Origin of the sequence: Rhizobium aouanii (assembly GCF_037002925.1) — a bacterium.
Classification (GTDB): Bacteria; Pseudomonadota; Alphaproteobacteria; order Rhizobiales; family Rhizobiaceae; genus Rhizobium; species Rhizobium aouanii.
Genome location: NZ_JBAMYD010000017.1, coordinates 158,846 through 178,319 on the forward strand (window position 1 = coordinate 158,846; position 19,474 = coordinate 178,319).

The 19,474-nt window shown below is 62.2% G+C and carries 16 protein-coding genes and 1 pseudogene; 6 read left to right on the forward strand and 11 right to left on the reverse strand.

Translation table 11 applies throughout. The features are described from left to right. Positions 1–40: 40 nt before the first annotated feature. From ttcA to V8P77_RS27120, 8 genes are all read right to left on the reverse strand, one after another. Positions 41–910, reverse strand: coding sequence for a tRNA 2-thiocytidine(32) synthetase TtcA (gene ttcA / locus V8P77_RS27085; RefSeq protein WP_335915124.1), 870 nt, complete (start codon positions 908–910; stop codon positions 41–43). 60 nt (positions 911–970) lie between these two features. Then, positions 971–1,900 (reverse strand): glutaminase, encoded by a 930-nt coding sequence (locus tag V8P77_RS27090; RefSeq protein ID WP_335915125.1) that lies wholly within the window; start codon positions 1,898–1,900, stop codon positions 971–973. 102 nt (positions 1,901–2,002) lie between these two features. After that, positions 2,003–2,620 carry a 30S ribosomal protein S4 gene (gene rpsD / locus V8P77_RS27095; RefSeq protein WP_003540107.1) on the reverse strand — a complete coding sequence of 206 codons (618 nt, stop codon included), beginning with the start codon at positions 2,618–2,620 and terminating at the stop codon, positions 2,003–2,005. A 224-nt stretch (positions 2,621–2,844) separates the two neighbouring features. Further along, a complete protein-coding gene (locus V8P77_RS27100; protein WP_335915127.1) occupies positions 2,845–4,359 on the reverse strand; it encodes a helicase HerA domain-containing protein in 1,515 nt (504 codons plus the stop codon). A gap of 180 nt (positions 4,360–4,539) precedes the next feature. Beyond that, the gene (murI, locus tag V8P77_RS27105; protein ID WP_335915129.1) at positions 4,540–5,340 is read right to left on the reverse strand and encodes a glutamate racemase; all 801 of its coding nucleotides are present in this window, start codon (positions 5,338–5,340) and stop codon (positions 4,540–4,542) included. Next, a complete protein-coding gene (locus V8P77_RS27110; RefSeq protein WP_335915130.1) occupies positions 5,321–6,151 on the reverse strand; it encodes an RNA methyltransferase in 831 nt (276 codons plus the stop codon). Before V8P77_RS27110 ends, murI begins: the two co-directional genes overlap by 20 nt. Positions 6,152–6,155: 4 nt before the next feature. Beyond that, entirely contained in the window at positions 6,156–8,195 is a 2,040-nt protein-coding gene (locus V8P77_RS27115) for an FUSC family protein (protein WP_335915148.1), read from the reverse strand. A 107-nt stretch (positions 8,196–8,302) separates the two neighbouring features. Then, the gene (locus V8P77_RS27120; protein ID WP_335915131.1) at positions 8,303–8,830 is read right to left on the reverse strand and encodes a hypothetical protein; all 528 of its coding nucleotides are present in this window, start codon (positions 8,828–8,830) and stop codon (positions 8,303–8,305) included. A 298-nt stretch (positions 8,831–9,128) separates the two neighbouring features. Between V8P77_RS27120 and V8P77_RS27125 the strand changes: the two genes are divergently transcribed. The 3 genes from V8P77_RS27125 to V8P77_RS27135 all read left to right on the forward strand — a co-directional run bounded on the left by V8P77_RS27125 (position 9,129) and on the right by V8P77_RS27135 (position 11,561). Next, positions 9,129–10,340 (forward strand): NADP-dependent isocitrate dehydrogenase, encoded by a 1,212-nt coding sequence (locus V8P77_RS27125; RefSeq protein ID WP_003540122.1) that lies wholly within the window; start codon positions 9,129–9,131, stop codon positions 10,338–10,340. A gap of 71 nt (positions 10,341–10,411) precedes the next feature. Beyond that, the gene (locus tag V8P77_RS27130) at positions 10,412–10,858 is read left to right on the forward strand and encodes a GNAT family N-acetyltransferase (protein WP_025394756.1); all 447 of its coding nucleotides are present in this window, start codon (positions 10,412–10,414) and stop codon (positions 10,856–10,858) included. Positions 10,859–10,934: 76 nt separating this feature from the next. Further along, positions 10,935–11,561 (forward strand): glutathione S-transferase family protein, encoded by a 627-nt coding sequence (locus V8P77_RS27135; RefSeq protein WP_335915132.1) that lies wholly within the window; start codon positions 10,935–10,937, stop codon positions 11,559–11,561. A 72-nt stretch (positions 11,562–11,633) separates the two neighbouring features. Here V8P77_RS27135 and V8P77_RS27140 read toward each other — a convergent pair whose 3' ends face one another. Then, positions 11,634–12,485 carry an AraC family transcriptional regulator gene (locus tag V8P77_RS27140; protein ID WP_335915133.1) on the reverse strand — a complete coding sequence of 284 codons (852 nt, stop codon included), beginning with the start codon at positions 12,483–12,485 and terminating at the stop codon, positions 11,634–11,636. A 128-nt stretch (positions 12,486–12,613) separates the two neighbouring features. Here V8P77_RS27140 and V8P77_RS27145 point away from each other — a divergent pair. Further along, positions 12,614–13,235, forward strand: a pseudogene (locus V8P77_RS27145) (LysE family translocator). A gap of 94 nt (positions 13,236–13,329) precedes the next feature. On the opposite strand, the gene alaS reads toward V8P77_RS27145, so the two are convergent. Both alaS and recA read right to left on the reverse strand, forming a co-directional pair. After that, positions 13,330–15,984 carry an alanine--tRNA ligase gene (gene alaS, locus V8P77_RS27150; protein ID WP_335915134.1) on the reverse strand — a complete coding sequence of 885 codons (2,655 nt, stop codon included), beginning with the start codon at positions 15,982–15,984 and terminating at the stop codon, positions 13,330–13,332. Positions 15,985–16,138: 154 nt separating this feature from the next. After that, the gene (gene recA / locus V8P77_RS27155; protein WP_003540131.1) at positions 16,139–17,233 is read right to left on the reverse strand and encodes a recombinase RecA; all 1,095 of its coding nucleotides are present in this window, start codon (positions 17,231–17,233) and stop codon (positions 16,139–16,141) included. A 229-nt stretch (positions 17,234–17,462) separates the two neighbouring features. On the opposite strand from recA, the gene V8P77_RS27160 reads away from it, so the two are divergent. Next, entirely contained in the window at positions 17,463–18,407 is a 945-nt protein-coding gene (locus tag V8P77_RS27160) for a carbohydrate kinase family protein (RefSeq protein ID WP_335915138.1), read from the forward strand. Positions 18,408–18,494: 87 nt separating this feature from the next. Further along, positions 18,495–19,421 carry a pseudouridine-5'-phosphate glycosidase gene (locus tag V8P77_RS27165; protein WP_335915140.1) on the forward strand — a complete coding sequence of 309 codons (927 nt, stop codon included), beginning with the start codon at positions 18,495–18,497 and terminating at the stop codon, positions 19,419–19,421. Positions 19,422–19,474: the final 53 nt, after the last annotated feature.

The window sequence follows — 19,474 nt, forward strand, 5'->3', positions numbered from 1 at the left end:
CCTGTCCGTCATATAATGAGCAGCCTGCTTACCCGGCCTTTCATGAAGGATCGGTGACACCAAGGGTGGAAAAGTCGAAGAGTTTCGGGTCGAGCAGATGTGACGGGTTCACATGCGAAAGCGCCCGCAGCATCGTGTCCTTGCGGCCCGGCATGCGCCGCTCGATATCGGCGAGCATGTCCTTCATCGCATTGCGCTGCAGCCCGTCCTGCGAGCCGCAGAGATCGCAGGGGATGATCGGAAACTGCATAGCGACGGCAAACTTCGCGAGGTCGTCCTCAGCGGCATAGGCGAGCGGACGGAGCACCATCAGATCACCCTCGTCGTTCAGAAGCTTCGCCGGCATCGAGGCGAGCCGGCCGCCATGGAAGAAGTTCATGAAGAAGGTTTCGAGAATATCCTCGCGGTGGTGGCCGAGTACCAGCGCATCGCAGCCCTCTTCCCGCGCGACACGGTAGAGATTGCCGCGCCGCAGCCGCGAACAGAGCGAACAATAGGTAGCGCCTTCAGGCACCTTCTCCTTCACGATCGAATAGGTGTCCCGATACTCGATCCGGTGGCGGACGCCGATCTTGGTGAGATAATCCGGCAGCACGTGCTTCGGAAAATTCGGCTGTCCCTGGTCGAGATTGCAGGCGATGAGTTCGACCGGCAGCAGGCCGCGCCACTTGAGATCGAGCAGCAGCGCCAGCAGCCCGTAGGAATCCTTGCCGCCGGAAAGGCCGACCAGCCAGCGCTTCTGGCCCTTCAGCATGTCGAAATCGTCGAAGGCCTGGCGCACCTGCCGGAGCAGGCGTTTGCGCAGTTTGTTGAAAGAGACGGAACGCGGCGCGTCGGCAAACAGCGCATGGCCGGTGGTGTCGGCTTCGCCGGTTTCCAAATCATCAGCGATGTTGGCTGCGATATTCATTGCTTCGTCCTACAGAAATTCCACATTTGCTCTAGCAGAAACCCGCCTGGCAACACAGCGTCAATCGCCGAAAACCGACCAGCCGGTACGCGCCGCAAGCATCTCCAATGCCGCAGCGCCGAGCTGTGAATTGCCGACCTTGTTCAGCCCCGGCGACCACACCGCGATGGAGGCGATGCCCGGCGCCACCGCGAAGATGCCGCCGCCGACGCCGCTCTTGCCGGGCAGGCCGACATGATAGGCGAAGTCACCCGAGCCGTCGTAATGGCCGCAGGTCAGCATCAGCGCATTGATGCGACGCGCCCGCTTCGGCGAGACCACCGAATGGCCGGTCGTCGGATTGCTGCCGCGCGCCGCCAGGAACAGCCCGGCCCGGGCGAGTTGCTCGCAGCTCATCGACAGCGCGCATTGATGGAAATAGACGCCGAGCACGTGGTCGACGGGATGGTCGAGATTGCGATAGGCGCGCATGAAGTTGGCGAGCGCGAAATTGCGGTATCCCGTCTGCGTTTCCGAGCGCGCCACCTTGTCGTCGATGGTGATCGACTCGTCATCTGCAAGATAACGCACGAACCGCAGCAGCTCGCCGATCGCTTCGCGCGGCGCATGGCCGGCCATGACGACGTCGCTGACGGCGATCGCGCCGGCATTGATGAAAGGGTTGCGAGGAATGCCGCTCTCATGCTCCAGCTGGACGATAGAGTTGAAAGCCGACCCCGAGGGTTCGCGCCCGACCCGCTTCCACAGCCCCTCGCCGACCTTGCCGAGCGCCAGCGTCAGCATGAACACCTTCGATATGCTCTGGATCGAGAAGGCGGTATCGGCATTGCCGACGCGGTAGACCCTGCCGTCGACGGTGACGATCGCCATGCCGAACTGCTTCGGGTCGACCTTGGCGAGCTCGGGAATATAATCCGCGACCTTGCCCTCGCCGATCCGCGGCTGGATATCGGCGTAGATGCTATCGAGGGTCGCCTGCAAATCTGCCATTGCTTCTCTCCAGATCGCAAAAAAGCCGCTCGAAAGAGCGGCTTTCCGTATATCGGCGCATGCTGTTGTCTCGCAATCGGTTTCGACTGCGAGACGAAGGCATTAACGCGAATAGAATTCGACGACTAGGTGCGGTTCCATGACGACCGGGAACGGAACGTCGCTGAGTGTCGGAACGCGGCCGAAGGTTGCGACCATCTTGTTGTGATCGACTTCGATGTAATCGGGAACGTCGCGCTCGGCGAGGCTGACGGCTTCCAGAACGATCACCAGCTGCTTCGACTTTTCGCGAACTTCGATGACGTCGCCGGCCTTGCAGCGGTAGGAACCGATGTTGACGCGCACGCCGTTGACCGAGACGTGGCCATGGTTGACGAACTGACGGGCAGCAAAGACCGTCGGAACGAACTTGGCGCGATAGACGATCGCGTCGAGGCGCGATTCCAAGAGGCCGATCAGGTTTTCAGACGTGTCGCCCTTGCGGCGGTCGGCTTCGGCGAAGATCGCGCGGAACTGCTTTTCGCGCAGGTCACCGTAGTAGCCCTTAAGCTTCTGCTTGGCGCGCAGCTGCACACCGAAATCCGAAAGCTTGCCCTTGCGGCGCTGGCCATGCTGGCCCGGGCCGTATTCGCGGCGGTTCACCGGGGACTTCGGACGGCCCCAGATGTTTTCGCCCATACGGCGGTCAATTTTGTACTTGGACGATTCGCGCTTGCTCATCGTATTTCCTTTCAAAGGTTTAAGACGGTTTGTTGCCAAACCGCACGAAGGAAACACGCCCTCCTCTGATCTCTGCCGAGATCCGACAGGATGTTCCGGTTAGCGAACAGGAACGATCCACGGGACATGTCAAATGAAACACCGGACATTGCTGCCCGGTGCTTGCGGCGGTCTTTAGAGGGCCGTCATGAAAATGTCAACAGCGGCAAACCCCGAAAGCGCCACTATTCCGCCGCCAGCGGCTGGTCGCCGCCAGCATCAGGTGCGTTGGCGTCGCCCGGCGCCGTCTGGCAGTCCATATCAGGGAAAGCGACGATACGCTTGCCGGAAAAATCGGCATGCACGACGATGATGCCCTGCTCCTCGAAATAGCCAAGCAGGCGCCGCGCGCGGCGGGCGGAATGGGTGCCGTAGGCGCGGGCGATGCGGGCGTCCGACGGACACGGCTCGCCGCAGACGGCGGCTTTGGCGAGCATCAGGAAGACGCCTTGCAGGTCGTCGGTGACACCTGAAGACAGCGACAGCGCCGTCGCCCAGGCATCGGTCGCGGCCGTTGCCGTATCAACGCCGGAACGCGAGATCGCCACGCGCCGGCGGAAATCCGGCAGCGCGATCGGCGGTCCCGGCACCCGGCGCATGCGCAGCCTCACCAGAAAATCCTGGTAGAGCACCGAATCGGTGCGGAAGGCGGATGCCGGATCGTCCAGTATCTCGGCCAGCACACCGGCAAGGCGCTCCTCCCGCTCCTCGGCGGAGACTTCCACCTGGCTCGCCCTCGCCTCGGCAGGCACGGCCGATGCCGCTGGCGTCGAGCGCGAGAGTTCGGCCAGAATATCGGTCGTCGGCCGCGGCGCCGGCGGGGCGCGGCGCACCAGCGGGCGCTGGAATTCCTCCGGATCCGGCGTGAAGATCAGGTCTTCGACATCCTGAGGCGCATCCGGCAGCGGCATCAGCTTCGGGCTGGAAGAGCGCGCCGAGGTCTCCACCGCGCCGATCTGGATCGGCAGCGGCCGGCGCGACAGCGCCGGCCCGAGGGCAACGAAATTGCCGCGCTTCAGGTCGCGGAACATCTCGGCCTGGCGCCGGTCCATGCCGAGCAAGTCGGCAGCACGCGCCATGTCGATATCGAGGAAGGTCCGGCCCATCAGGAAGTTCGAGGCCTCGGCCGCGACGTTCTTGGCAAGCTTGGCAAGCCGCTGCGTCGCGATCACGCCGGCAAGCCCGCGCTTACGCCCGCGGCACATCAGATTGGTCATCGCGCCGAGCGACATCTTGCGCGCATCTTCCGAGACATCGCCACCGACCGACGGCGCAAACATCTGCGCCTCGTCGACCACGACGAGAACCGGATACCAGTATTCGCGATCGGCATCGAACATGCCGTTGAGGAAGGCGGCGGCGGCGCGCATCTGGTCTTCGAGATCGAGGCCTTCGAGCGTCAGCACGCAGGAAACGCGATGCTGGCGGATGCGGTTGGCAATGCCCGCCAACTCCGCCTCTGTACGCTCACCGTCGACGACGACGTGGCCAAACCTGTCGCTGAGCGTGACGAAATCACCCTCGGGATCGATGATGACCTGCTGTACCCATTGCGCCGACTGTTCGAGCAGGCGCCGCAGCAGATGCGACTTGCCCGATCCGGAATTGCCCTGCACGAGCAGACGGGTCGCCAGCAGCTCCTCGATATCGAGCGTCGCCGGGCTGCCGGACGCCAATCCCATATCGATGCCAACCTGCAATGCACATCCTCGCGGCGAAAAGACTCACATGAACGAAGCGCCATTCTTCCGAAACGGCAGCGCCCCGTCTATCAAAGAATGCATCGTCTTTCAGGATCGGTTTTCGCCAACCCACAGGACAATTCCCGGCGTCATGCGAGAACTTGATCTATCGCCGTGATCCTGCATCTCTTCGCCGAGCTACGCCCTCAATCCGAATCCCTGCATCAGCCGCCGGGTCGCAAAATCGGGATTGCCCGAGGTGAGCACCGCGAAGTCGAAATTGTCGGGATGCACAGCGTCTGCGATCAGCGGCACCAGCGTGCGGGCGCGGCGCGCGATCGCTTCAGCCGGGTCGAGCCAGTCGACCGGCCAAGGTGCCAGTCTGCGGAATAGATTGGCCATGAAGGGATAATGCGTGCAGGCGAGCACGACGATATCGGTCTTGCGGCCTTCCTTCTCGACGAAACATTGGTCGATCTCCGCAAGCACGGCGTCGTCGGAGACGGCGTCGCCGCGAATATAAGCCTCCGCCATGCGCGCCAGGTTCTCAGAGCCGACGAGCCGCACATGACATTGCTGGGCGAAGGACTGGATGAGATCGCGCGTATAGGCGCGCCTGACCGTGCCCGGCGTCGCGAGCACCGAGACGAGGCCGGACCGCGTACGCTCCGCTGCCGGTTTGATCGCCGGCACAGTGCCGACGAAGGTCATCTGCGGAAAGGCGGCGCGCAGATCGGCACCAACAAGCGTGAAGGCCGTGTTGCAGGCGATGATGCAGACTTCGGGGTCGTGCTCTTCGAGCAGTCGGCCGAAGAGACCGATCACCCGCTCCTTCAGCGCCTGCTCCTCCCAGCCGCCATAGGGAAAGCCGGCATCGTCGGCCACATAGATGAAGCCGCGTTCCGGCATCAGCACGCGCGCCTCGCGCAAGACGGTCAGCCCGCCGATGCCGGAATCGAAGACGAGGACGGATTTCAGCTCATGCGTCGGCGCTGTCATCGGACGGTGTTTCCTTGGCCGCTGTCGGGAACCTGCCGCCGCGCGGGCTCTTGCGCGAGAAGCGGTCGAGGGAGGAGATGACGCCGCGCAACACGCTGATTTCCTGCTCCGTGAAAGCCCGGCGGGATAAGACAGCGCGCAGATTGTCGACCATTTTCGGCTTTTTCCCGGCAGGATGGAAATAACCGCGCGCATCGAGCGCCTCTTCCAGCTGGTCGAACAGGCCGAACAGCTGTTCTTTGGTCGAAGGTGTTTGCCCCATCGCCTGGAAGGGCACGGCGCCGAGATCCTCCATGCCGGATTTCATCCATTCATAGGACATCAGCAGCACCGCCTGAGCGATGTTCAGCGAGGCGAAGGCAGGATTGACGGGAAAGGTGACGATCTCGTCGGAAAGCGCCACCTCCTCGTTGGTCAACCCCCAGCGCTCGCGCCCGAAGAGGATGCCGGTGCCTTCGCCGGCGCGAAACCTCGCCCGGAGCGTCTCGGCGGCGATGACGGGCGAACGGACCGGCTTATAGCCATCACGCTCGCGCGCCGTCGTCGCATAGACGAAATTAAGATCGGCGACCGCCTGTTCCAGCGTGTCGTAGACCTTGGTCGCCTCGATGACGTGATCGGCCTTGGAGGCGGTCGCCAGGGCTTTCTCGTTCGGCCAGCCGTCGCGCGGATTGACGAGGCGCAGTTCAGCAAGGCCGAAATTCGCCATGGCGCGCGCCACCATGCCGATATTCTCGCCCATCTGCGGCTCGACCAGAATGATGGCCGGCCCTTCGGCCAGAAGTTGACGCTCGCTGTTCGTGCCTGCCATCGTTCTATCCCTGTTTCGAGCGCGCAATAACCTCGCCCGGCGCAAACGGCAAGACATCAGCCTGCGGATAGAGCCTTTCCAGTGCCGAACCGATCATTTCGAGCCCGAGTCTGGCGCCCTCGCGCGACAGCGGCAGGTGCCGCCCTGTCGTCCGCGACGCCTTGCGCTCGATGAAGAAACAGGTCGAGCCGCGCGGGGCCGCATCCTTCATCAGCGCCAGATCCGACGCGATCAGCCTTTTCAGCTCATCGGCCTCGGCCGGCGCTGTGGAACTCTTCGCCAGGATGCGCGCCCAATAGGTGCAGGAGAGGAAGATCGCCAGCGTCTGGCGGATCTGGCCCGGCCGCGTCACCACCGACCAGGACGAGCCGAGCGGCTTGGCAGCAACCGTCACGTCGCGGTAGCAGGCATCGATCTTCTGCGACAGCGCGATCAGCGCAAAACCGCTCTTGCCTTCGCCGATCGCGCTCAACAACTCGTCCAGCGCCTGAAACCAACGGGCGAGTGCCGCATCAAGCGCGCCGCGCGTGCGTGCCGGAAAGACCAGGAAGGCGACCGCCGTTCCGGCCACCGCGCCGATCAAGGTCTCCCCGATGCGCAGCTGCAGGAGATCGAGCGTCAGCACCCCGGTCATGCCGTAGACCAAGCAGAGCACGATCGAGATGAAGAAGGTCATCGTCGCGTAGGAGACCTGCAGGAAATAGAAGGCGAGGAAAATGCAGATGCCGGCGACCGGAATGGCGATCACAGGCTCACCCGAAATCAGCGTCGCCAGCAGGAGGCCGATGGCGATCCCGAACACCGTGCCGAGCGAGCGCGACAGCGCTTTCATTGCCGTGTCGCCGCGCGAATTGGTGTTGGTGAAGACGAGGAAGGCGGCAAGCACCGCCCAGAACCAGCGGTCGCGCGACAGAAGCAGGCCGAAGCCCATGGCGAGCGCCGAGGCGAGCGTGATCTGCAGTGCCGAGCGCAGCAGCGGATTGGCAAAGGAAAAGTCGATCCTTTCAGGCTGCGCAGTGTCCTTGACGGCATCGATGCCGGCAAAGCCGGAGGCCTGCCCTTCGCCGATCGCCTGCGTCAGCTGCTGCCGCGCCTCGCCTAGCCAGAGAAGCGCCCGCACGGTTTCGCCCTGAGGCTCGTCCTTGATGGCTTCAGCCATGGCACTATAGGGTGCAAGTTGGGTTGCATCCGCCTCGATCACCGCATGGACGAGCGCAAAGGGCGGCGGGCTCTGGAAGCCCAGCACGATCGCGCTCTCGGCGGCGAGATGCGCATCGAAGAGCCGGATCGCCAGCTCTGCGGCAGGATCGGCGGCGGCATCGAAAACCCCTCCGGCCGGGCGTGGAATGAAGGTTTCGGCCATCAGCACCACTTCCTTCAGCCGGTCTTCCAGCTGGCGCAGCTCCTGCCGGTCGGCTTCGCCGATCTCGGCGCCACCGGCAAGGGCGGCGAGCTTGAAAAGGATCTGGTTGATCCGGCCGCGCACGCTTTCGAGCGAGCGCAGCAGGTCGCGCCGCCAGTCGTCCGGCAGAAGCACGGCTCTCACCAGGTGGCCAACGAGCACCGAGACGACGGGGCCAATCGCCACCGCTGGCAGCTCGGCAAGAGAAGGCCGGAAATAGGACCCCATGAAATAGGAGGTGAAGGCGAACATGCCGATCGCAAAACCGCGCGGCCCGAACACGCGGCCCGCCGATGCGAGCGCGATCACCACCAGGAAGACGAGATCGGAGAGAAAACGGCGATCCTCGAGGCCCGCCGCGATGGCGACGACGCCGAGGCTTGCGACGCAACCGAAGAGCCGCGTCACCAATTGTCGCGTATTGCCCTTGTCGCGAACCGCCACCCCGCCCTCTATCGACAGCACGATGCCAAGACCGAAGGCCGCCGTCGGCAACGGCAGGATGAACATCTGGATGGCAAGGAGGACCAAGAAGGAGAAAACGATCGTCAGCGTTACCCGCGAAGCCATGCGCAGGCGCGAAAGCGCCGGATCGTTGGCAAGCAGCCAGTCGCGGAACTGAAAACCGGAAAACAAATGCAAGCCCCTCATGCCGCCCTGAGATCGACAGATACCGCCGCACGAGCGGAAATCAAACCGCCAGAGAACAAGATCACGACCGAATCCCGATGCTCTCGAATGTCGCGCGCCTATTGACCCTTGGCAATCAGCGCCATTGTCGTCTTCAGAGAATCGCGCGCCTGCGTCTCGATATTCTCGGTGACGATATCGTCGATGACGGGCTTGCCGCCTTCTTCGACCACCAGGAAACGAACGGTCGTATAGTCCTTGGCATCGGGCGCATCCGAGCAGGCGGATTTTCGGAAGCGCACCGTCACCTCGGCCACGCCGTCGACTACAGGCGCTGCCGCCATCGCCAGATCCTCCAGCGGGCAGGCATCCTGGCCGTTGACGATGACGTCGTAGTCGAAGGGCGAAATGCCGTCGTCGTCGACGGCAGGAAACTGCGCCGCCGCCTGGTATCTCGCGACGAAATCGCGGCTGTAGAGATGGTCGAGCCGGCTCGCATCGAAGATGTCGGTCCAGTCGCTGTTATTGTCGGCCCAGTTGCTCTTGGTCGCCTCCATGATCTCCTTCACGGGAGCGGTAATGTCGGCGGCATGGCCGATGCCGGAAAAGGCGATAAGGCTTGCGATAACAACGGCGAATATCTTCATGGTCGAATGTCCGGGGCGGCAGATCGAGGCGGACACTAGAGCATGATGCCGAAAAGTGTGAGCGGTTTTCGGACGACATCATGCTCTATTTTTTGATTCAGATCCGGATTCAGATTTTAGGCCGACGGGCCTAAAATCATCCGGATCCAGCCAATTTCCGGCGCTTGGCAATGGCGGCAAAAACGCATTGTCGAGCCCCTTGCAGCTTTGCGTTCCCTGATCACAATGCTATAGCGCTCCTCATCACATCACCCACCCGGGACGCCGGTCCCCATTGAAGCTCGAACGAGGCAGATACATGAACAAGATCAAGGTCGCCAATCCCGTCGCCGATCTCGACGGCGATGAAATGACGCGCATCATCTGGCAGCTCATCAAGGATAAGCTGATCCATCCGTATCTCGACCTCGACATCGACTATTTCGACCTCTCTGTCGAAAACCGCGACGCCACTAACGACCAGGTCACCGTCGACGCCGCCAACGCCATCAAGAAGTACGGCGTCGGCATCAAGTGCGCGACGATCACGCCGGATGAGGCCCGCGTCAAGGAATTCAACCTCAAGGAAATGTGGAAGAGCCCGAACGGCACGATCCGCAACATCCTCGGCGGCGTTATCTTCCGCGAGCCGATCATCTGCAAGAACGTGCCGCGCCTCGTTCCCGGTTGGACCAAGCCGATCGTCGTCGGCCGCCACGCCTTCGGCGACCAGTACCGCGCCACCGATTTCAAGTTCCCCGGCAAGGGCAAGCTGACGATCAAGTTCGTCGGCGAGGACGGCACCGTCATCGAGAGGGAAGTCTTCAACGCACCGGGCGCCGGCGTTGCCATGGCCATGTACAATCTCGACGAATCGATCCGCGAATTCGCCCGCGCCTCGATGATGTACGGTCTGATGCGCAAGTGGCCGGTCTATCTGTCGACCAAGAACACCATCCTCAAGGCCTATGACGGCCGCTTCAAGGACATCTTCGAGGAAGTCTACGAGACCGAATTCAAGGATCAGTTCAAGGAAGCCGGCATCACCTACGAACACCGCCTGATCGACGACATGGTCGCCTCGGCGCTCAAGTGGTCGGGCGGTTATGTCTGGGCCTGCAAGAACTATGACGGCGACGTCCAGTCCGATACCGTTGCCCAGGGCTTCGGCTCTCTCGGCCTGATGACCTCGGTTCTGCTCACGCCCGACGGCAAGACGGTCGAAGCCGAAGCCGCTCACGGCACGGTCACCCGCCACTACCGCCAGCACCAGAAGGGTCAGGAAACCTCGACGAACTCGATCGCCTCGATCTTCGCCTGGACCCGCGGCCTAGCGCACCGCGCCAAGCTCGACGACAATGCCGAGCTCGCCCGCTTCGCCGCAACGCTCGAAAAGGTCTGCGTCGACACCGTCGAATCCGGCTTCATGACCAAGGACCTGGCGCTCTTGATCGGCCCCGACCAGCCGTGGCTCTCGACCACTGCCTTCCTCGACAAGATCGACCAGAACCTGCAGAAGGCCATGGCGTAGGCCGGTCTTTCCAAGATAACATCGAAGCGGCGGGGATTTCCCCGCCGTTTTCATTTTGGGAGAATGAACCGATGACGGCCATCCTGCGACCGCTTGAACCCTCGGACCGCGCCGTTTGGGAACCCCTATGGGAGGCCTATCAGCGCTTCTACGAAGTGGTCATCCCGCCCGAAACTACAGATCTCACCTGGGCTCGCTTCCACGATCCTGACGAACCGATGCACGCGCTCGGCGCCTTCGACGAAGACGGCCGTCTCGTCGGCATCGTCCATGCCATCTTTCACCGTTCCTGCTGGCTGCCGCAATGGACCTGCTATCTGCAGGATCTCTATGTCGACAACAGCCAGCGCGGGCTCGGCACCGGGGCCGCTTTGATCGAGGCCGTCGCCGACCTCGCCCGCGCCAACGGCGCAGGCAGGCTCTACTGGATGACCCACGAGACCAATGCAACGGCCCGGCGGCTCTATGACAGGATCGCCGAGCGCTCGGGCTTCATCCAATATCGCAAGGCGCTCTAGCGGCGGGGACTTGCAGGCGGCCATCGCTGCGCTATTGATTCCGTGGGATCAATAACGGCAACACGAGGAGGACGTCATGACCGAAGAATTGGTATTCTATACGAACCCGATGTCGCGCGGCCGCATCGCGCGCTGGATGCTGGAGGAGATCGGCCAGCCCTATCGCACCGAATTCCTGACCTTCGGCGAAACCATGAAGGCGCCGGAATATCTCGCCGTCAATCCGATGGGCAAGGTGCCGGCAATCCGCCACGGCGACACCATCGTCACCGAATGCGCGGCGATCTGCGCCTATCTGGCCGAGACCTTTCCCGAAAAAGCGCTGGCGCCGATGCCGGAGGAGCGCGCCCGCTATTACCGCTGGATGTTTTTTGCCGCCGGTCCGCTCGAATCGGCGGTGACGATGAAGGCTCTCGGCTTCGAAATTCCGAAGGAACGCCTGCGCATGGCCGGCTGCGGCAGTTTCGGCGACGTCATGAACACACTCGAGAAAGCCGTCTCCGCTTCGACCTACATCACCGGCGAGCGTTTCACCGCCGCCGACGTCTATGTCGGCTCCCATATCGGCTGGGGCATCGGCTTCGGCGGCATCGAAAGACGCCAGGCATTCCTCGACTATGTCGGCCGCATCAGCGAACGCGAGGCTTACAAACGGGCGAACGCCCTTGATGACGAAGCCATCAAGACCATGCAGGCCGCTTGAAAATTCCAGGACGCGGAAGGTCGCCTGACCGTCCAGGGACGCGGCAGATCCGCCGCGCCCCGATCGACGACTTTAGACAAGCGGCATGTGAATATCCGTCAGAAGCTCGGTCGGCGGCACCTCGCGCGGATTATTGAGATATTCCTCGAACATGACCCTGTCCTTCAACTGCCGGCCGGATTTCGGCAGCCATTCGGCAAAGAGCCATTGATAGGACCTGGACATGTCGGCATAGGGACCCTTGTGGCGCAGCACAGCATAATCGCCGCCGTCGATCGTGCGCCGCTCGAAGGGTGCCGCCGCCGGCACTTCGGCAGCGCCGGTGACGCAGGCTATCGAGCGCAGCTTTTCCTCCGGCACAAGATCGGGATCGTCGAGATAGACGCCGATCATCCGCATGTCGGGCTTGGCGAGGCCGCGGGCATAAAGCGTGCCGAACAGCGTCTCGAAGGCCTTGTCGATCTGCATGTAGGAACCGGTATGGGCAACGCCGATCAACTCGATCGGCCCGATCTCGCGTATGGTAACGTCTAACATGGCTTTGGTCTTTCCGTTAGGTGAGGGTTCGAAGGCTGTGTGGCTTCCCTCTTTCCGATAGCGGGCCGGCGGCATGCCGTAGACCGACTTGAAGATACGATTGAAGGATTGGAGATTGGGATAGCCTGATCGCTTCGCAATTTCGCTGACGGCAAGCTCCGTGCGGACGATCTCGCCCGCCGCGCGATGCAGCCTGAGCCGCTTGACGGTGGCCGCCAGCGTCTCGCCGTAAATCGCCCGGTAGATCCTGTGCCAGTGATAGCTCGACATGCAGGCGATCTCGGCAAGACGCTCCATATCCAGCTCCTCGTCGAGGTGGTCGTGAATATAGGCCGAAACCCGTCTCAGACGGTTTTCATAAAGTGCCCATGCCGTTTCGCCATTCATGTCGGAACCTCGTGCAAATCGATCGACCGCAGAGAACCATAACCCGATTTGACAAATCCTGCTGACTTGAACCTTCGGCGAATCCTACGTAGACCGGAATTCCGGCTCGAACCCAAAAGGAATGATAGATGCCGGATTTTTCAACATTAATGCTCTTTGCCGCCGCAGCGCTGGTGCTGACCGCCACGCCCGGTCCCGACATGCTGCAGATCGCCTCTCGCAGCATCAGCCAGGGACGCGCTGCCGGTTTCCTGACCTATGCCGGCATCGCGCTCGGCACCTATTGCCGCAGCCTTCGGGCTGTCGCAGCTCTTCATGACCGTGCCGGCCGCTTATGAAACGGTGCGCTGGGCCGGCTGTTGCTATCTTCTCTATCTCGCCTGCAAGACGGTCCGCTCGGAAGGCGCCGCCTTTCAGCCGGCATCGACGCTGAAGCGGCTGTCGGGCCGGCGTATCTTCTTTGCGGGCCTTGCCACCAATCTGCTCAATCCGAAGATGGCGCTCTTCGTCATGGCGCTCTTTCCGCAATTCGTGAATGCGTCAGCCGGATCGCTGACGGTGCAGATGCTGATACTTGCAAGTATCCTGAACGGCATCGGCCTCGTCGTGAATGGCGCCGTGATTTTCCTCGGAAGCACGATCCGTTCGAGACTCCAATCGGCGAACCGTTTCCCGAAGTTGCCGCAATACATTCTGGCAACGGCCTTCACCGGGCTCGCCTGCCGCCTGGCGTTGCAGCCGCGAAACTGAACATTGAGTGACCACGGCCGCTGAAAACAAAACCGGCTGCGAAATCGATGATCTCGCAGCCGGTTTGAATTTCAAACTGTTGTCAGGCGGCAGCTCAGCCGGCTAGTGCCACGGCAACCGCCTCGATCGCTTCATCGGCCTTCGATCCGTCGGGGCCGCCGGCCTGCGCCATGTCGGGGCGGCCGCCGCCGCCCTTGCCGCCGAGGGCGGCAGATGCGATGCGGACGAGATCGACGGCGCTGTAGCGCTGCACGAGGTCCGGTGTCACCGCCACCACAGCACTTGCCTTGCCGTCGTCGGACACGCCGACGAGGGCAACGACGCCGGAACCGATGCTGGTCTTGCCGTCATCGGCAAGTCCCTTCAAATCCTTGGGATCGACTCCCGAAATCGCCTTGCCGAGGAACTTGACGCCGGCGACTTCGCGCACGGCATCGATCGAGCCGCCCTGCCCGCCACCCATGGCGAGTTTGCGCTTGGCGTCAGCCAGTTCCTTTTCGAGCTTGCGGCGCTCGTCCATCAGCGCTTCGACACGCGACAGCACTTCGCCCGGCTGCACCTTGAGCGAGGCGGCAAGCGTCTTCACGCGTTCGTCCTGCTCGGCCAGATATTCGCGCGCCGATTCGCCGGTGACGGCCTCGATACGGCGAACGCCGGCGCCGACCGCACTTTCGCCGAGAACGCGGATCAAGCCGATCTGGCCGGTGGCCCCGACATGCGTGCCGCCGCAGAGTTCGATCGAATAAGGCTTGCCGGTCTTGGCGCCACGCACGCCCTCGCCCATCGCCACGACCCGGACTTCATCGCCATATTTTTCACCGAACAGCGCCATCGCGCCTTCGGCGATCGCATCGTCGACGCTCATCAGCCGCGTTGTAACCGGCGAATTCTGCAGCACGATCTCGTTTGCCATATCCTCGACGATCTTCAGTTCCTCGGCCGACATCGGCTTCGGATGCGAAACGTCGAAGCGCAGGCGCTCGGGTGCCACCAGCGACCCCTTCTGGGCCACATGGGTGCCGAGCACTTCGCGCAAAGCCTCGTGCAGCAGGTGGGTAGCAGAATGGTTGGCGCGCAGCCGCGAACGGCGGGCGTGATCGACCGTCAGCACGACCGCATCGCCGTCCTTGACCACGCCGTCGACGACCGTACCCTGATGCACGAACAGGCCTTCGCCCCTCTTCTGCGTATCTGAAATCTCGATCTTGCCGTGGTCGGACGAGATCACGCCGGTATCGCCCATCTGGCCGCCGGATTCGCCGTAGAACGGCGTCTGGCTGACGACGATCTGCACCTTGTCGCCGGCCTTGGCCTCGGTCGAAACCCCGCCTTCTTTGACGATCGCCTGCACGACGCCTTCAGCCGTTTCGGTGTCGTAGCCCAGGAATTCGGTTGCACCGTGCTTTTCCCTAAGCTCGAACCAGACGGTTTCCGTCGCCTTCTCGCCGGAACCGGCCCAGTGCGAGCGGGCTTCGGCCTTCTGGCGCTGCATCGCATCGGTAAAGCCCGAGATGTCGACGCCGATCTCACGGGCACGCAGTGCATCCTGCGTCAGATCGAGCGGGAAGCCGTAGGTGTCGTAGAGTTTGAATGCGGTCTCACCATCCAGCATATCGCCCTTGGAAAGATCGCTCGTCGCGTCCGACAGAAGCGACAGGCCGCGCTCCAGCGTCTTGCGGAAGCGGTTTTCCTCCAGCTTCAGCGTTTCCGAGATCAACGCCTCGGCACGCACCAGTTCCGGATAGGCGCGGCCCATCTGCTGCACCAGCGTCGGCAGCAGCTTGTAGACCAGCGGTTCCTTGGCGCCCAGCAGCTGCGCATGGCGCATGGCGCGGCGCATGATGCGGCGCAGCACATAACCGCGCCCCTCATTCGACGGAAGCACGCCGTCGGCGATCAGGAAGGCCGAGGAGCGCAGATGGTCGGCGATGACGCGGTGGCTGGCGCTGCCTTCCGCCTTGACGCCCATCGTGTCCTCGATGGTGCCGATCAGGGTGCGGAAGAGATCGGTGTCGAACACGCTCTGAACGCCCTGCAGAATGCAGGCCATGCGCTCCAACCCCATGCCGGTATCGATCGACGGGCGGGGCAGCGGGTTGCGAACGCCAGGTTCGGTCTGCTCGAACTGCATGAAGACAAGGTTCCAGAATTCCAGGAACCGGTCGCCATCTTCCTCCGGCGAGCCCGGAGGGCCGCCCCTAATATTCTCACCCTGGTCGATGAAGATTTCCGAGCACGGGCCGCAGGGGCCGGTATCGCCCATCTGCCAGAAATTGTCAGAGGTCGGGATGCGGATGATCTTGTCGTCGGAAAAGCCGGCGATCTTCTTCCACAGCGTCGCAGCTTCTTCATCCTCGGAATAGACGGTCACCAGCAGGCGGTTCTTCGGAAGGTCGAAGCCTTCGGTGACGAGCTTCCAGGCAAGCTCGATCGCATTCTCCTTGAAATAGTCGCCGAAGGAGAAGTTGCCGAGCATCTCGAAGAAGGTCAGGTGGCGGGCAGTATAGCCGACATTGTCGAGGTCGTTGTGCTTGCCGCCGGCGCGCACGCATTTCTGCGAAGACGTCGCCGTCGAATAGGGACGCTTTTCGAGGCCGGTGAAGACGTTCTTGAACTGCACCATGCCGGCATTGGTAAACATCAGCGTCGGGTCGTTGCGCGGCACGAGCGGGCTCGACGGAACGATCTCATGGCCGTTCTTCTTGAAATAGTCGAGGAAGGTCGACCTGATATCGTTCACACCGCTCATGCTATGCCCTTCAATGCTGCCGGAGGCAGGTAAATTTAAATTCATCGGCTTTTAGCGTTCACCCCCGCCACTGTCCAGCAGACAAACAAAACCGGCCGCATTCTCATCAGGAATGCGGCCGGTTGGAACTGTCCGATGAGTTTAGGCGCGAAAATTACATTTCTGCAGTGGCATCGCCATCGCCGTCATCGGGGTCCGGTCCGCCATTCTGCAGGAAGCGGTCGGCGATCAGGCCGGCATTCTGGCGCAGCGACAGTTCGATCTCGCGGGCGAGATCCGGATTGTCGCGCAGGAAGGTCTTGGCGTTTTCGCGGCCCTGGCCGAGACGCTGGCTGTTATAGGAGAACCAGGCACCCGACTTTTCGACGATGCCGGCCTTGACGCCGAGATCGACCAGTTCGCCAGTCTTGGAAACACCCTCGCCATACATGATGTCGAACTCGACCTGTTTGAAGGGCGGCGCCATCTTGTTCTTGACGACCTTGACGCGGGTCTGGTTGCCAATCACCTCTTCGCGCTCCTTGACCGCGCCGATGCGGCGGATGTCGAGGCGCACGGAGGCGTAGAATTTCAGCGCATTGCCGCCCGTCGTCGTTTCCGGCGAGCCGAACATGACGCCGATCTTCATGCGGATCTGGTTGATGAAGATCACCATGGTGTTCGACTTCGAGATCGAAGCGGTGAGTTTGCGCAGCGCCTGGCTCATCAGTCGCGCCTGCAGGCCGGGAAGGCTGTCGCCCATCTCGCCTTCGATTTCGGCGCGCGGCGTCAGTGCCGCGACCGAGTCGACGACGAGAACGTCGACGGCGCCGGAGCGCACCAGCGTATCGGTGATTTCGAGCGCCTGCTCGCCGGTATCGGGCTGCGAGATCAGAAGGTTCTGCAGGTCGACGCCAAGCTTGCGGGCATAGACGGGATCGAGCGCATGTTCGGCATCGACGAAGGCGCAGATGCCACCCTTCTTCTGCGCTTCGGCAATCGTCTGCAGTGCAAGCGTCGTCTTACCGGAGCTTTCCGGCCCGTAGATTTCGATGATGCGGCCCCTCGGCAGGCCACCAACACCGAGTGCAATATCGAGACCAAGCGAGCCGGTCGAGATCGTCTCGATCTCGACAACATTCTCGTTGGAGCCGAGTTTCATGATCGAGCCCTTGCCGAACGACCGCTCTATCTGTGAGAGTGCCGCTTCAAGCGCCTTGCTTTTGTCCACCGATTTGTCCTCTACCAGCCGCAATGAATTCTGAGACATCCGATCCACCTTTAGGTTATTGAAGCCGCTCAAGCAATGTCGAGTTTGTACCCTATTTGTTCCATTCCCGCAATAGGCGATCAAACAGTTGAAAGAAAAAGGTAAAACGGCACGTGTTCTGTATTTGTTTTATCGATGAAAAGCAACGGCTTAGACCAAAAGTGCCGACTCGGCAGCGGCAGGGCGCACCGTATCGATTCGTCCTTCGGGCATCAGGAGAGCGGATCGGATGAAGAAAAAGATTCTTGTTCTCGGCGGTGCCCATATCGATCGGCGCGGCCGTATCTCCGGCGAGACGGCGCCTGGCGCCAGCAATCCCGGCACATGGTTCGAGGAGCCGGGCGGCGGTGGCTTCAATGCAGCACGCAACCTGGCAAGGCTCGGTTTTCAGGTGACGATGATCTCGCCGCGCGGTGGCGATCCGATGGGCGAGACGGTCGGAGAAGCTGCCGATTTCGCCGGCATCGACGATCGGCCCTTCGTCTTCCTCGACCGCAAGACGCCGAGCTACACGGCGATCATCGAGAAGGACGGCAATCTGGTGATCGCCCTTGCCGACATGGATCTTTACCGCTTCTTCGTGCCACGGCGTCTCTCCATCCGCTGGGTGCGGGAGGCCTTTGCCGCGCATGATTTCATCCTCTTCGACGCCAACCTGCCGGAAGAGACGATCGCGGCGATCGTCGCAAAGGCACGCTCGCTGAGCAAGCCCGTTGCGGCAATTGCCATCTCGCCGGCCAAGGTCGTCAGGCTGAAGTCCTGCATCGGAGATATCGACTACCTGTTCCTGAATGAGGCTGAAGCTGCCGCCCTTGCCGGTGAGCGGCCGGAAGACGCCGCCGGCTGGCTACCTTTGCTGAATGAGATCGGCATCCGGAACGCCGTCGTCACCCGCGGCCGGCGTGAGCTCGTCGTGCTTTGCGAGGGCCGCACCGTGACGCTGCAGCCGCCGATTGCCGACACCGTCGCTGATGTTACGGGTGCCGGCGATTCACTTGCGGCCGGCACGCTCGCCGCATTGATGTCAGGCCTGCCGCTCGAAGAAGCCGTTCGTCACGGCACCGCAGCCGCCATACTGACCGTGCAGTCGCGGCATGCCGTCAACGAAAATCTGACGCCCGATCTGCTGAATGAGGCGCTTGCCCTTGTTCCCAAGGTCAGAATTCTGCATTGAAGCGGCTGATTAAATAGTTTGAGCATGATGTCGTCGGAAAGCCGCTCGCACTTCGGCATCATGCTCTGTCGATCACAGGACAAGACCATGACCAAGCCCATCTCCCCTCTTCTGCCGATCGCCTATTCGAAGGAAGTCGCCAGCGCCAAGCAGCGCGGCGCGCCGCTGGTGGCGCTTGAATCGACCATCATCACCCACGGCATGCCCTATCCCGGCAATATCGAGATGGCCCGCAGCGTCGAGGCGATCATCCGCGAACAGGGTGCGGTGCCGGCAACGATTGCCGTCATTCACGGCACGCTGCATATCGGCCTTGAAGCTGCGGAACTGGAGCAACTCGCCAAGGCGACCGAGGTGATGAAGGTGTCGCGCGCCGATCTCGCCTTCGCCATCGCCGAGCGCCGCACCGGCGCCACCACGGTTGCGGCGACGATGATTGCGACGGCGCGCGCCGGCATCCGCGTCTTTGCCACAGGCGGCATCGGCGGTGTGCATCGCGGTGCCGAGGAAAGCTTCGACATATCAGCCGATATCGAGGAACTCGCTCGCACCGGCGTCATCGTCGTCTGCGCCGGCGCCAAGGCAATCCTCGACATTCCGAAGACGCTGGAAGTGCTGGAAACCCGCGGCGTGCCTGTCGTCACCTATGAGAGCGAGGAATTTCCCGCCTTCTGGTCGCGCTCCTCGGGCATCCGCAGCCCGCTGTCGCTGAACAGCCCGGCCGCCATCGCCAATTTCCAGACAGTGCGCGAACAACTCGGCATCGACGGCGGCATGCTCGTCGCCAACCCCGTGCCCGAGGCCGACGAGATCGCGCGCGAGGAGATGGAAATCTACATCGAGCGGGCACTCGACAGCGCCGAGCGCGACGAAATCACCGGCAAGGCGGTAACGCCCTATCTTCTGTCGACCATATTCGACCTGACGGACGGCCAGAGCCTCAAGACCAACATCGCGCTGGTCGAAAACAATGCGCGGCTTGCGGCTGAAATTGCGGTGGCGCTGGGTGAATGAGGATTGACGGGGCCGGCCGGAATCGCCTTGCCAGATAGGTGGTGCCGCTCCAG